This window comes from Pedobacter sp. T50_32 (assembly GCF_057652195.1).
Genome location: NZ_JBYFBY010000003.1, coordinates 44,755 through 59,492, shown reverse-complemented (window position 1 = coordinate 59,492; position 14,738 = coordinate 44,755). Strand labels below are relative to the sequence as shown.

General features: G+C 36.7%; 10 protein-coding genes. 8 read left to right on the top strand and 2 right to left on the bottom strand.

The genetic code is table 11. The annotated features are described in order from the left end of the window. Positions 1-61: 61 nt before the first annotated feature. Positions 62-625 carry a hypothetical protein gene (locus tag AC23ME_RS10900; protein WP_487727801.1) on the bottom strand — a complete coding sequence of 188 codons (564 nt, stop codon included), beginning with the start codon at positions 623-625 and terminating at the stop codon, positions 62-64. Between the two features lie 127 nt (positions 626-752). Further along, entirely contained in the window at positions 753-3,386 is a 2,634-nt protein-coding gene (gene alaS, locus AC23ME_RS10895; protein ID WP_487727800.1) for an alanine--tRNA ligase, read from the bottom strand. A 210-nt stretch (positions 3,387-3,596) separates the two neighbouring features. Between alaS and AC23ME_RS10890 the strand changes: the two genes are divergently transcribed. From AC23ME_RS10890 to AC23ME_RS10855, 8 genes are all read left to right on the top strand, one after another. Further along, positions 3,597-3,932, top strand: a complete 336-nt coding sequence (locus AC23ME_RS10890; RefSeq protein ID WP_487727799.1) for a MerR family transcriptional regulator — start codon at positions 3,597-3,599, stop codon at positions 3,930-3,932. 127 nt (positions 3,933-4,059) lie between these two features. Continuing rightward, entirely contained in the window at positions 4,060-4,863 is an 804-nt protein-coding gene (locus tag AC23ME_RS10885; protein WP_487727798.1) for a PorV/PorQ family protein, read from the top strand. Next, entirely contained in the window at positions 4,853-6,916 is a 2,064-nt protein-coding gene (locus AC23ME_RS10880) for a ComEA family DNA-binding protein (protein WP_487727797.1), read from the top strand. Before AC23ME_RS10885 ends, AC23ME_RS10880 begins: the two co-directional genes overlap by 11 nt. Positions 6,917-7,045: 129 nt before the next feature. Beyond that, complete coding sequence (locus tag AC23ME_RS10875) at positions 7,046-9,094, top strand: ComEC/Rec2 family competence protein (protein WP_487727796.1); 2,049 nt, start codon at positions 7,046-7,048, stop codon at positions 9,092-9,094. Between the two features lie 2 nt (positions 9,095-9,096). Beyond that, complete coding sequence (locus AC23ME_RS10870; protein WP_487727795.1) at positions 9,097-9,873, top strand: enoyl-CoA hydratase/isomerase family protein; 777 nt, start codon at positions 9,097-9,099, stop codon at positions 9,871-9,873. Between the two features lie 20 nt (positions 9,874-9,893). Continuing rightward, entirely contained in the window at positions 9,894-10,574 is a 681-nt protein-coding gene (locus AC23ME_RS10865) for a hypothetical protein (RefSeq protein ID WP_487727794.1), read from the top strand. 227 nt (positions 10,575-10,801) lie between these two features. Continuing rightward, positions 10,802-12,505 carry an LTA synthase family protein gene (locus AC23ME_RS10860; RefSeq protein ID WP_487727793.1) on the top strand — a complete coding sequence of 568 codons (1,704 nt, stop codon included), beginning with the start codon at positions 10,802-10,804 and terminating at the stop codon, positions 12,503-12,505. Positions 12,506-12,511: 6 nt separating this feature from the next. Then, entirely contained in the window at positions 12,512-14,668 is a 2,157-nt protein-coding gene (locus AC23ME_RS10855) for a S9 family peptidase (RefSeq protein ID WP_487727792.1), read from the top strand. The last annotated feature ends 70 nt before the right edge of the window (positions 14,669-14,738 follow it).

The following is a 14,738-nucleotide window of genomic DNA, read 5'->3' as shown; positions in this document are numbered from 1 at the left end:
GTATCAATAAAGTAAGTAAATTTAGATTATTAAACTTCTCTTCGTATAAATGTTTATCCTATCAAAACCTTTTACCGATGGTGATACCTACCCTTGGGTACGCTTCGAGACCATCGTTATTTCTATTAAAAAATCTGCCTACGCCGAAAGAAAGCTCGCCAATAAATCCATTTTTAGTTAAAAACTTACCACCAGCAGCAGCCCCCATACCAACATTCCATCTCGTATTATCATGTAACCTCACCCCGCCAAAACCGTCGTCATAGTAATGCCAGTAGTTATTTTCTTTAGTTTGCATTAATGCAGCGTTTGCTTCAATAAAAAAGCCAGATGATTTTTTCGAGTTTCCAAAATATATCCTATAATATGGTGTGAAACCAAATTTGTATTCTACATCATTATCTAAACCAATTGAAACAGACAAACCAAGACCAGTATTATTTTCAAAAATTCTTTCGTAAGAAATTTCGGGTATAGCCAATATTCCCATCAAAAGATTTACTTTAATCTCATTTTTGCCATTAATGGCTGCAGCTGTACTATCTGTTTTACTTTCAGTTTTCTCTTGTGCAGAGGCAATACTAATTAAACACAGCAGCATTAGCGTTAATAGATTTTTCTTCATTGTTTTAGTTATTGTGATTTAATTAATTTAAAAGCAGAAGGTAAAACTCACAATATCGTAAATATTACTTCTGCTGTTATATTATGAATACGATATGAAAGAACGAAACGCTACATTTAACCCGCTTCTACTTTAAAAATGATTTCGCCTTTTCAATCGCTCTTTCCATACCACTTGCATCTTTACCGCCAGCTGTTGCATAAAAAGGTTGGCCACCGCCACCGCCTTGAATTTCCTTAGCTAGCTCTCTCACAATCTGTCCGGCATTGTAGCCTTTTTCTTTTACCAATTCATCATCAATTGCTACGGTAAGTTGCGGTTTACCGTCAATTACAACGCCCAATACAAGGAACAAATTCTGTACAGCACCTTTAACTGCATAAGCAAGAGTTTTCACTGCATCAGCATTTGGCAAATCTACTGTGGTAGCAATAAAATTCACACCATCAATATTTTGAATTTGCTTTTCTAAATCAGTTCTTAAAGCTACTGCTCTTTCGGTAATGCTCTTTTCAATCTCTTTTTTTAACGCACTGTTATCGTCAATGATTTTTCCTAAAGCAGAAACGAAATCTTTCGGATTGTTCAACAACGCAGTTAAGTTCTTCACTAACTCGAAGTGTTCGCGAATTACAGCAGCTGAACGTTCGCCAGTAATTGCTTCAATCCTACGTACTCCAGCAGCAACCGCACTTTCAGAAGTCAGTTTAAAGAAACCAATCTGACCTGTAGCTTTTACGTGAGTACCGCCGCAAAGTTCTTTCGAGAAATGGTCGTCAAAAGTAATTACACGAACAAAATCACCATATTTTTCACCAAATAAAGCAGTTACGCCACTATCAATTGCTTCTTGGTAAGCTACGTTTCTCTGTTCTTTTAAAGGAATATTCTCTCTGATTTTTGCATTAACAATATCTTCAATTTGGTTCAGTTCCTCATCAGTTACTTTAGCAAAGTGCGAAAAATCAAAACGTAGGTAATCTGAATTCACCAAACTACCTTTTTGGTTCACGTGAGTACCTAAAACCTGCTTCATTGCAGCATGCAACAAGTGCGTAGCCGAGTGATTGTTCTCCGAAGATTTGCGCTTTTCCTCATCAATTACTGCCCAGAATTTACCATCTAAATCAACAGGTAAAGTATCGGTAAAGTGTACAATTACACCGTTTTCTTTTTTGGTATCCGTAATCTCAACCCAAAATTGTCTGCTGTGGTCTTCTAACCTGCCTGTATCACCTACTTGACCACCACTTTCTGCATAGAAAGGTGTTTGAGCCAACACAATTTGATATTGCTCTTTACCTTTGGAAGTTACTTTTCTGTATTTAACGATTTCAGTTTCAATCTCAGACAAATCGTAACCTACAAATTCAGTTTCTCTATCTTCATTAACAATTACCCAATCTCCAGTATCAATTGCGGTAGCCGCACGAGAACGGTTTTTTTGTTCTTCTAATGCTTGGTTGAAACCTTCCATATCAACTGACAGACCTTTTTCACGAGCCATTAAATCAGTTAAATCTATCGGAAAACCGAAAGTATCATATAATTCGAAAGCAAAATTACCATCTATAATTTTACCACCATCGTATTTCTCAAAACGCTGAATGCCTGTCGCTAAAGTCCTCAAGAAGGAAACTTCTTCCTCTAAAACTACCTTTTGAACAAAATCTTTCTGCAAATACAATTCATCAAAAACGCCATTAAACTGCTCTACCAAAACAGTAACCAATTGATTTAAAAATGGTTCTTTCAAGTTTAAAAAAGTATAAGCATAACGTACCGCTCTACGCAGAATACGACGGATTACATAACCAGCTTTATTGTTAGAAGGCAATTGACCATCTGCAATTACAAACGAAATAGCACGAATATGATCTGCCATTACACGCATTGCCACAGCTTCGTTCCAGCCTTTTTCGCCTGGTTCGGCACTGCCTACATATTCAAATCCAGATTTTTCTGCAATAAAGTTGATGAGTGGTGTAAAAACATCAGTATCATAGTTAGAAGTTTTACCTTGTAACACACGTACCAAACGCTCAAAACCCATTCCTGTATCTACGTGTTTGTTTGGAAGCGGCTTTAACGAACCATCTTTCAAACGGTTAAACTGCATAAATACGTTGTTCCAAATCTCAATTACCTGAGGATGGTCGGCATTTACCAAAGATTTTCCTTTGCCATCTGCACGCTCTTCAGCTGTACGGCAATCTACGTGAATTTCCGAGCACGGACCACAGGGACCCGTATCTCCCATTTCCCAAAAATTATCTTTCTTATTACCTAAAACAATACGGTCTTCTGGTACAAATTGTTTCCAAAGCTCAAATGCCTCGGTATCCATTGGCAAGCCTTCTTTTTCATCGCCCTCAAAAACCGAAACATACAATTGGTCTTTAGGAATTTTATAAACCTCTGTTAGCAATTCCCAACTCCAAGCAATGGCTTCTTTCTTGAAATAATCGCCAAAGCTCCAATTGCCCAGCATTTCGAACATAGTATGATGATAGGTATCGATACCTACTTCCTCCAAATCATTATGCTTACCTGAAACACGCAAACAACGTTGTGTATCTACCACACGAGGATATTTTACAGCAGCTTCTCCTAAAAACAAGTCTTTAAATTGGTTCATTCCTGCGTTAGTAAACATCAAAGTTGGGTCATTTTTAACCACAATTGGTGCCGACGGCACAATATGATGTTGCTTGCTTTTGAAAAACTCTAAAAAGGTCTGTCTTATTTCTTTCGCTGTCATTTTCGTATAGGTTTTAGGAATTAGGTACAAGTATTAGGGAACTAAAAAAATCCCATCATCTTAACTAAAATCCCTTTGTGTTCTTTGTGTCTTAGTGGTATTTTATAATGAGGAACAAAATTATAATTTTATTGTGGTTTTCTGCTAAAATCGGTTTACATTTGAACACTTTAAGTAAATTCTATAATCGTTTAATAGTCAGTATCAAACATGCCGTACAAAGAAAGAGAAATCAATAAAATGTATTATACCATGGGCGAAGTAACCGAAATGTTCGAAGTAAATGCTTCGCAAATTAGGTTTTACGAGAAGGAATTTGAAGTACTTAAACCGAAGAAAAACAAAAAGGGAAATCGCCTTTTCACTCCTGAAGATATCGAAAACCTGAAAATTATTTTTCACTTGGTTGATGATAAAGGATTTACTTTGAAAGGTGCTAAAGAGCACATGAAGAGCAATAGCGGCGAGGTAAAAGAAAATCAGAAAATTATTGATTCGCTGGAGCGTTTAAAAGGATTTCTTTTGAAGCTTAATGATGAAATCTAGATTAATAGTTCGCTATTTAGTCAGTTGAAATGCATCGATTAAACTTATTTACTCATTTTAGCTATTTTCTTTCTTACCCATTTATCATTCAAACATTATTTCCTAAATTGGCATTACCAAACAGCCTATGCGCAAAATTTTACTATTTTCTATATTTTCTTTGTTTATTAGCGAAGCCACTGCCCAATATAATCAAGGCGCTAGGCTAACCGCTATGGGCAATGCCAGTGCCGCCGTATTTGATACGTGGAGCTTAAATGCTAATCCAGCTGGAATTACTGGTCAGAAATCACCGACGGCAGCTTTAACTTATGCCCGTTACCTATTTGGCGATGAACTGGCAGAGCAGAGCTTTGCTTTTGTGCTTCCATTTAACAACAATTTTGCAGGTGTGAGCATTAACCGCTATGGTATTAGCGAATTTAGTGAGATTAAAGCTGGATTTGGCTTGGCGAAGAAGTTTGGCGATGAATTGTCTATTGGGGTTAAAGCTAACGTTCATCAGATTAAAATTACCAATTATGGAAATGCCACTACATTTTCTGTAGATGCTGGCGTAAACTATGCGCTGAACAAACAAATTGGCTTAGGCTTGTACGTCAACAACCCATCTTCACAAACATATAAATCTACCAATGTAGAAACTTATATTCCTACCGCTGTGCATTTCGGCGCTACTTACATCCCATCTAATAAACTTATTATAGCCACTACTATTTCTAAAGATTTTGAAAGAAAATTTGATGTACGTATAGGCGCAGATTATAAATTTCACGAAATGCTGAGTTTCCGAGGTGGAATGAGTGCCAAACCATTCAAACAATACGTAGGCATGGGCCTAAACTATCAAAAATTAATAATGGATGTTGCTGTCGAAAGTCATCCTCAAACTGGTTATACCCCTCAAATTGGTCTCTCTTATGCGTTTTAAACTATTCATATTAGCAGCTTTTTTGCTGATTGGTTTTGCGGCTAAGGCTCAAACACAAGAAGATCAATTAATTAAAGATTTGATTGAAAGCATTGCAGAAAATTTGCCAGAAGATTATGATCTTTCTGAGTTGCAAGATCGATTGACTTACTACCGAAAGCATCCAATTAATCTTAATAAAACTAACGCAGAGGAGCTAAAAACCTTGGTTTTTCTATCTCCATTGCAAATCAGTAATTTATTTGAGCACATTAGAAAAAATGGAAAGCTTTTAGATCTCTTAGAATTACAGAGCATCCCTGAGTTTGATTTAACGAGTATACAACGGTTAATGCCTTTTGTTACTTTAGACCAAAGTTCTGGTGTAGATAAAATAACTGCTGCCAACTTAGCAAAATATGGCAATAACGATTTGATATTACGTTACGGAAGGGTAATTGAAAAAACTAGAGGTTACACCGATTTACCTGGAAGCAGGTATTTGGGTACGCCAGACAGGTATCTTTTAAGGTATCGTTACACCTATTCCAACCGTGTATCGGCTTCTTTGGTAATGGAGAAAGATGCTGGCGAATATCTATTTAAAAACCCAAAACCTGCATCTCACTTCTTTCCATCTAACTATACCGATTTTATGTCGGGACACGTAGCAATATTAAACACTGGAAGATTTAAGAAAATTGTATTGGGTGATTATACCATGCAGTTTGGGCAGGCGTTAACACTTTGGTCGGGCTTTGCATTTGGCAAATCTCCAGACGTTACGGGTGTAGCTAAACGTGATGTTGGTTTAAGGCCATATACTTCTGCCAATGAGTTCGCATTTTTACGAGGTGCTGCTGCAACTGTTGAGATTGCCAAGAACTTAGATTTCTCACCCTTCTTTTCGCACCGAAAACTTGATGCTTCGTTGGGTATTAACGCTAACGGCGAGAGAACAGTGACCACTATTAACGAAACTGGCCTGCACAGAACCCAAAACGAGATGAACAATAAAAACAGTACCGAACAAATAGTTTATGGTGGTGTTTTGCAATATCGAGTTACAGGTTTAAGTATTGGTGCTGTGGCTTACCACACGTCGTTTAATAGGTTATTTGTTCCTGGCTCGAGCTTGTACCAACAGTTCAACTTTGCAGGAAAGGAGCTGACTAATGTTGGGACGCACTACAGTTATACCTACAAAAACTTCTATTTCTTTGGTGAGTTCGGAAAATCACTAGATGCAGGACTGGCCTATGTAAATGGAGCTTTAGTAAGTTTATCTTCTACTGTTTCGGCAGTTGTGTTGCACAGAAATTATCAAAAAAACTATCATAACTTTTTTAATCAGGCGACAGCCGAAGCCAGCGAAGCATTCAACGAAAAAGGCTTTTATGCAGGTTTAAACATCAATCCTTCTAAAGTTTGGAGTATTCAATTATATGGCGATTACTTCAAATACCCTTGGTTGCGTTTTAGGGTAGATGCCCCATCTGATGGCTACGAGTTTTTAGGTCAGGTGACTTACTCTCCTACCAAAACGTTCAGGGCAATTCTACGTTTCAAATCGGAAGTAAAACAACAAAATACGGCTGAAGTTGTTCCTTTTAACTACTTAGATGATGTAAAACGAGAAAATTACCGTGCAGAAGTAAAATGGGCATTGGGTAAAGCATTAGGCTTTCAAAATCGTGTAGAAGTGGTTCAGTTTAAAAAAGGCAGAGGTAATTCTGAATTTGGTTACTTAGCTTATCAGGATGTGAGCTACAGTCCACTTTCATCTCGATTAACGGGTAACATTAGGGTTGCTTATTTCAATACGGCTTCTTACGATAGTAGAATTTATGCCTATGAAGATGACGTATTATATAATTTCACCTTTGGTTTGTACAACGGAAAAGGTTTAAGAGGTTATGCCAACTTAAAATACAGATTAGCTAAACGATTGGATGTTTGGGGCCGATATGCACTTTACAACTATGAAAATGTAGAAACTGTAGGGTCTGGTTTAGATCAGATTGATGGCAGAATGAAATCGGAAATGAGGGTGCAGTTGCGATATCAGTTTTAGCTTTAAGGGATGAGGCTTTAGAGCGTAAACGATTATCAATTGGCGGTTAACAAATGAACCATTGACTAATGAACTAATGAGCCAGTAATTTTGATATTCAAAGCGGAAATAGTATTTGTAAAGATACTTTTGCCGTTAATCTTCGGCATAGTATTAGGTTACTACTTTCAAAACGAACAACTTTTAAGAGTACTCTATTTCGTTTTAATTTCGCTTCTCTTAACCGTTGCCCTAGTCAATACTTTTTATAAACAGTTAAAAGCTTGGAACTATAAAAAGTTAATTGGCACAACCTATTATGTCCTTTATTTCACTGTCGGGATTTTCATCAGCCTATTTCACACCGACTTTTTGAATGGCAGTTACTTTGCGAAGAAGCAGTATGACCAGCTAAAGGTTTACATAAATGACGAGCCGCAACAAACCAATGACATCTTAAGGTTCGAAGTAGTTGTCACCAATGGTTATTTAAAGCAAAAGCCAGAAAATTGCTCAGGCAAATTAATGATTGCTTTAAAGGTAGACAGTCTATCCCCCATTAAACTTAATTACGGCGACCAGCTACTTATTGCAGCAGAATACCTTCCTGTAGAACCGCCTTACAACCCTGCAGAGTTTGATTTTAAAGCTTGGTTAGCTGCCAAAAATATTTACCATCAAACTTTTATTAGACAAGAGCAATTGATCAAACTTGGTGACGACGAGGGAAATCCAATCATCAAATATGCATTGGAAGTTCGGAAACGTCAGGTTGATATTTATAGAGAACTCATTAAAAATGATGAAGCTTTTGCTGTTGCCTCTACCCTAATTTTAGGTTACCGAGCCGATTTAAGCAAGGAAACTCTTGCCGCCTACAGTAAAACTGGAACTATCCATGCTTTATCAGTTTCTGGAATGCATGTTGGTATTATTTACATCATGCTTAACTGGCTGTTAGCGTTTCTTGACAGAAAAAGAGTTGGGCGAGTTTTCAAAGTGGCACTAATTTGTGGGTTAATTTGGTACTATTCCCTCCTTACAGGTTTTTCACCATCGGTATTGCGTTCAGCGATTATGCTTACTGCCTTTATTTTAGCAAAGCAACTTAAACGCAGTAACAATAGCTACAATGTTTTGGCTTTTACAGCATTCGCATTGCTTATTTACGATCCATTTTTGGTTTGGGATGTTGGTTTTCAACTTTCTTTTTTAGCAGTTTTTGGCTTGGTGTATTATCAACCTAAAATCTACAGATGGTGGTATTTCAAAAATAAATGGGCCGATAAGTTATGGTCGGCAATAGCTATGAGTTTAGCGGCACAACTGGCCACATTGCCATTGAGCATCTATTATTTTCATCAGTTTCCTGTATATTTTATCATTAGTAACCTTTTTATTCTCATTCCAATTACGGTACTAATGTACGTTGGCATCGCAATTTTGTTGCTAAGAATATATTTCCTTGCGCCAGCTTTTGAATGGTTAATTACTTTTACGAACACTGGTTTAAAATGGATTTCGGAACTACCTTATGCCGGAATTACCGAAATATGGTTGAACAAGTGGCAGCTTCTACTCTTCTGCTTATTCATGATCTTGATAACTTTTGGTTTGGTTCATTTTAAGAAAAAGTATATCTACATTGGTTTAGCAATTTTATTAGCTATCCAACTTTCCTTTGCTTATCAAAAGATAGCGGCCAGTAAACAAGAGGAATTTGTGTTATTTAGCTTAAGAAAAAACTTTGCTGCTGCATTTATTAACGGAAATGAAACCGTCCTTTTTACAGACTTAAACACAAATGATCGAAATTTCGAGTTTTTTGTTAAACCAGCATTAGACCAAAAACAAGTAAAAAACATCCACTTTATGAATTGGAAAGATGATTTTCAATCTAAAAATCTGTTAAAAAGTAACCATCAAATCAATTATAAAGGGAAACAATTCTTATTAATGGATGAAAGTTTCAATTATAAAAAATTAAGCAACAATCATAAGTTTGATTTCATTTGGATACATCAAAGTCCGAAACAAAGACTTCCACAATTGAGAAATGAGATCCAATTTTCTAATTTAATTATAGATGCAAGTAATAAAGATTATTTAATTGCTAAGTTTGGGCAACAGGCAGATAGTTTAAAACTCAATACCTATATATTGAAAAAGCAGAAAGCCGTAACACTGAAACTTAATTAAAAATGGAACCATTAGTTATTTATCAAGTTGAAAATCGCATTGCGGAAATTATTATTAATAGACCCGATAAAAGAAATGCCCTAGATCCCATTTTAATTGAGCTGCTAACTGCCAATTTATTAAGAGCAGAAGGTGATGAAAATGTTAAAACGATAGTATTAAAAGCCAATGGCGATGTTTTTAGTGCCGGCGCAGATTTGGCTTATATGCAACAGTTGCAGCATTTCTCTTACGAAGAGAACTTGAAAGATTCTGGCGCATTAAAAGACCTTTTCGAAACCATCCGTACCTTAAACAAAATTGTTATTGCACAGGTAGAAGGTCATGCCATAGCTGGAGGATGCGGTTTGGCAACTATTTGCGATATCATATTTGCGGTACCCGAAGCCAAATTTGGATATACAGAAGTGAAATTAGGTTTTGTTCCCGCAATTGTAAGTTGCTATTTGGTACAAAAAGTGGGTGAAACACTCGCTAAAAAACTGTTAATCAGTGGTGATCTATTTTCTGCAGATGAAGCTTTGAAATATAACCTTATTACTTATGTAACAAAAGCTGAAGAAATTAATCAAATTGTACGTGAATTTGCATTAAATTTGAACAACAACGCTTCTGGCAATTCGCTGGCGTTGACTAAGCAACTCATTAACGAAACTAACAATAGTTGGCTCGATAGTTGTTTGACCAACGCGATTAAAGTAAATGCTAGAACTAGGGAAAGTGAGGATTTCAAAAAAGGAATAGCATCTTTCTTAGCGAAGGAAAAAATTAATTGGTAAAAAACTATAAACTAAAAAATATGATGTTTAAATCAGTAAAAACAGGCTTTTTAGCGGCTTTGTTAGTGGGATCGGCAGTGATTGCTAACGCTCAAAAGAAAATTTCTCAAGGAACAGTAACTTACGGAGTTGAATACTCTTTACCTCCAGAAGCAGCAGCAATGGCTTCTCAATTGCCTAAAGAGCAAAAAGTTAAATTTGCTGGTAATATCTTGCGTATCGATATGCAACAAGGCCCTGCAACTATCGGTATTCTACAAAATTTCGTAGACAGAAATGGTTTAATGTTGATTGATGTACCAATGGCTCAAATGCAGTATGCGGTTAAAATGAGTAAAGAAGATACGGAAAAGGCTGAAGCTGCATCTCCAAAATTAAGCGACTTTAAAGCTACAGGCGAGAAGCAAAAAGTAGGCAATTATAATGCTGAAAAATATACTTACAAAGATGACAAAGGTGGTACTTACGAATTGTGGGCTACTAACGAAATCGAATTTCCTTCAAACTTTTCGGGAGAGCAATTCAGTAGCGTAAAAGGTGCTTTAGTGAAATATACTACTTTCCAAAATGGCACTAAAGTAACTTTAACCCTTAAAAATGTTTCTGAAGACAAAGTTGGTCCATTCTCTTTAGAAGTTCCAAGTGGCTACGAATTGAAAACCATGCAAGAAATCATGGCAATGCAAGGAGGTGGCGAGTAATTGTCATCAACAATAAAATTGAAAGCCTACGATTTAAATCGTGGGCTTTTTTAGTATTTTAGCAGCCCATGTTTAAAAGCCTGACTTTTTTTGCTAGATACTTTCTATTCTGGCTGCTCTATTTCGCTGTAGATAGATTCATTTTCATGTTCATCTTTCATATCAAACTGCGAAACATACCTCTATCACAGAAGTTTTCAGCTTATTATCATGCACTTAGACTGGATTTGTCGACAACTGCATATCTCACCATCATTCCCTTACTAGTTTACACCTTTTGGTATTTTACCAACAAAGCAAAAATTAATTTTAACTGGATTAGGTATTATAACGCGGTACTGATTGTACTTTTTAGCATCATTTCTGTAATCAACTTTAATATTTACAGAGAATGGGGTAGCAAGGTAAACTCTAGAGCCGTAGAATTTGCCATTCTTACTCCGGGTGAGTCTTTAGCTTCAAGCGCCTCCTCACCTATCTTTCTAACTTTATTGGTACTATCAGTATTACTTGCTGTAGGTTTCTATCTCAACTTTGTGCTCATCAAAAGAGAAATTATTTTTTCAAAAACACCAATTGCAATAAAGTTCATCATTATCATTGCTGTTTTAATAGGTAATTTTTTACTGATAAGAGGCGGTACAGGTAGCGCACCGAATACGCAAAGCATGGCTTATTTCTCCAATCATCAAATTTTAAACCACGCAGCTTTAAACACAGAGTGGAATTTGATGTCAAGTATTTTGGCCAGCAATAAATCGAGAAAAAATCTTTATAAATATTTTGACCAAAAAGAAGCTGACGTACATGTAGAAAATCTGTTTAAAGTTGAAAAAGACACCACAATTTCCATATTGAAAACCGAAAGTCCAAATGTGGTCGTTTTCATATTAGAAAGCTTCACTGCAGATTTGATAAAATCTTTAGATGGAGAAAATGGCATTACTCCTAACCTAGATAGCTTGGCAAAAAACGGTGTACTGTTCAGCCAGATTTATGCTACAGGCAATCGTACAGATAAAGGTTTAATAGGTTCTTTAACTGGCTTTCCAACGTTAGCCGTAGGCAGCATTGTAAAATGGCCAGAAAAAATGCAGAAAATTCCGGCTATTAGCCAAAAGCTTTACGAAAATGGATACAATACTTCATTTTATTATGGCGGTAAATCAGAATTCGATAACTACAAGGCATTTATACTCGGTCATCAATATAAAAAATTGATTGACAGAAAAAACTTTGAAGAAAAAGAAGCTAGTGCTTGGGGTGCTTACGATGGTCCAGTTTTTAACAGGCAGTTAAAAGATGCCCAGCAAACTAAACAACCATTCTTTTCCACTATACTAAGTTTAAGCAACCACGAACCTTATGAGTTACCTATTAAGCATAAGTTTGGCAATGCAGATAATATTCAGAAGTTTAAAAGCACTGCATTCTACACCGATTCGTGTATTGGCAGCTATATAAACAAGGCTAGAAAGCAAGCTTGGTACAAAAACACCCTGTTTGTTTTTATCGCTGATCATGGTCACCCACTTCCAAAAAACAAATACGAGATTTATGAACCCCAACGTTACCATATTCCTTTGATATTTTATGGTGATGTTATTAAGGATGAATTTAGAGGTAAAATATACAACAGAACTGGGAGCCAACAAGATTTACCAGCAACGCTGCTGGCACAGCTCAACATTCATGCTACAAATTTTAAGTGGAGCAAAAACTTGCTTAATCCATACACTAAAAATTTTGCTTACTTTAGTTGGGATGATGGATTTGGATTTATAGAAAATGGACATACCGTTACATTTGATAATGTGGGTAAAAGCGTACTTTATAACAGCAAAGCAGAAGATGCAACACAAACCAATGAGAATATCATCAACGGAAAGTCTTACCTTCAATCCGTATATCAACAATTTGTAAACCTATAAACAGACATGAGTACCAAGAAATTAATTTGGGGCCTGGCCATTGCATTCGGTTTTTCGACTACTGCAATAGCGCAAAGTGTAAATTGGGCCAAAGATGGCAACAGCTACTATCAAAATGTGAGTGGCGAAATCGTTAAAATCACCTTACCAAAAGGCGATCGTGCTACCGTTATCGGTTCTGATTTGTTAAGCAATAGTGGCAAAGCCATTAGAGTTAGAAGTTTTCAATTGAGCGATGACGGTACAAAAGCACTGATTTTTACAAATAGCAAAAAAGTATGGCGCTACGATACCCGTGGAGATTACTGGGTAGCTGATATGACTACAAAAAAAGTAACTCAAATTGGAAAAGATAAGCCAGAATCTTCGCTGATGTTTGCTAAGTTTTCTCCAGATGCTTCGAAAGTTGCGTATGTAAGTGGTCACAACATTTATGTAGAAGATATTAACTCTGGTAATGTAAAAGCATTAACCACAGACGGTACTGCAAGATTAATCAACGGTACTTTTGATTGGGTTTACGAAGAAGAGTTTGATTGTAGAGATGGTTTTAGATGGAGCCCAGATGGAAAAACTATTGCTTATTGGCAAATAGATGCAAGAAAAATCCGTAACTTCTTAATGATTAACAACACCGATTCGATCTATTCTTATAACATTCCAGTAGAATATCCGAAGGTAGGTCAAGATCCTTCTGCTTGTAAAATTGGTTTGGTAGATGTTGCTACGGCACAAACAAAATGGTTAGATGTTCCAGGCAGTCAGGTGCAAAACTATATCCCAAGAATGGATTGGGTACCTAATTCAAACAACGTTATTTTGCAGCAATTAAACCGCGAACAAAACGTGAGCACGGTTTATCTAGCAAATGCAAGCACTAATGCAATTAAAGAGATTTACAAAGAAACCGATAAAGTTTGGATTGATGCCATTGACAAATTTCACTGGATCAACAACAACAAAGAGTTTGTAATTCTTACTGAAAAAGATAATTGGGCACATCTTTATCGTATCAATATCGAGAACAAAAAAGCAACACTAATTACCAATAGTAATGCTGATGTAATGAGCTTAGATTTGATTGATGAGGCAAATAACACCGTTTACTTTAGCGCTTCGCCAACAAATGCAAAACAGAAATATCTATTTAAAACTAGGCTAGATGGCAAAGGTAAAATAGAACAAGTAACGCCATCAGTTTTACCAGGTCGCCATACTTATAACATTTCGCCTAGTGGTGCTTTTGCGCTTCACAGTTACCAAAGCTCTACCATTAGACCAGTTACCGAGTGGATGAACTTTAAGACTAACAATCCACTAACTATGGCAGGTAGCATTACAAGCCAAGTAGGCAACCAACCAGCAAGCAAAAACAAAGTTGAGTTTTTTAAGGTAACTACCGAAGACGGTATTGAGTTAGATGGTTGGATGAAAAAACCAGAAAACTTTGATCGTACTAAAAAATATCCCGTTGTGTTTTATGTTTATGGAGAGCCCGCTTCTGCAACTGCCTTAGATAGCTACGGCGCTGGTATGAACAGACTTTATGCTGGCGATATGGCAAAAGACGGTTACATCTATATTTCCATGGATAACCGTGGTGCACCCGTACCAAAAGGCAAAGCTTGGCGCAAGGCAATCTATAAAAATATTGGTCAGCTGAATATTCGCGACCAAGCTTTGGGAGCCAAAAAACTATTGGCTACCCACACTTTTATGGATAAAGACAGAGTTGCTGTTTGGGGATGGAGCGGTGGTGGTTCTTCTACCTTAAACCTACTATTCCAATATCCAGAAATTTATAAAACTGGTATTTCTATTGCGCCAGTGGCAAATCAGCTTACTTACGACAATATTTACCAAGAGCGTTACATGGGTACACCATTTCCAACTACAGATGCTTATGTAGCTGGTTCGCCTGTTACTCATGCCAAAAACTTGAAAGGAAACCTATTGTTGGTACACGGCACAGGAGACGACAATGTACATTATCAAAATGCAGAGATGTTGATTAACGAATTGGTGAAGCACAGAAAGACTTTCCAGTTGATGAGCTACCCGAACAGAACGCACAGTATTAGCGAGGGCGAAGGTACAAGCGAGCATTTAGCCTTAACCTTCACTAAATTTTTAAAAGAAAATTGCCCTCCAGGGGGAAGATAATTGGAAATCAAAGTCCATAAAAAAGCTCTAGGAACAACCTAGAGCTTTTTTATTTTAAGGCGTCCGCGTT

Coding starts and splice junctions, on each gene's coding strand:
- AC23ME_RS10885 (WP_487727798.1), top strand. CDS start 4,060: ATGCGCAAAATTTTACTATTTTCTATATTTTCTTTGTTTATTAGCGAA.
- AC23ME_RS10855 (WP_487727792.1), top strand. CDS start 12,512: ATGAGTACCAAGAAATTAATTTGGGGCCTGGCCATTGCATTCGGTTTT.
- AC23ME_RS10890 (WP_487727799.1), top strand. CDS start 3,597: ATGCCGTACAAAGAAAGAGAAATCAATAAAATGTATTATACCATGGGC.
- alaS (WP_487727800.1), bottom strand. CDS start 3,386: ATGACAGCGAAAGAAATAAGACAGACCTTTTTAGAGTTTTTCAAAAGC.
- AC23ME_RS10865 (WP_487727794.1), top strand. CDS start 9,894: ATGATGTTTAAATCAGTAAAAACAGGCTTTTTAGCGGCTTTGTTAGTG.
- AC23ME_RS10880 (WP_487727797.1), top strand. CDS start 4,853: ATGCGTTTTAAACTATTCATATTAGCAGCTTTTTTGCTGATTGGTTTT.
- AC23ME_RS10870 (WP_487727795.1), top strand. CDS start 9,097: ATGGAACCATTAGTTATTTATCAAGTTGAAAATCGCATTGCGGAAATT.
- AC23ME_RS10900 (WP_487727801.1), bottom strand. CDS start 625: ATGAAGAAAAATCTATTAACGCTAATGCTGCTGTGTTTAATTAGTATT.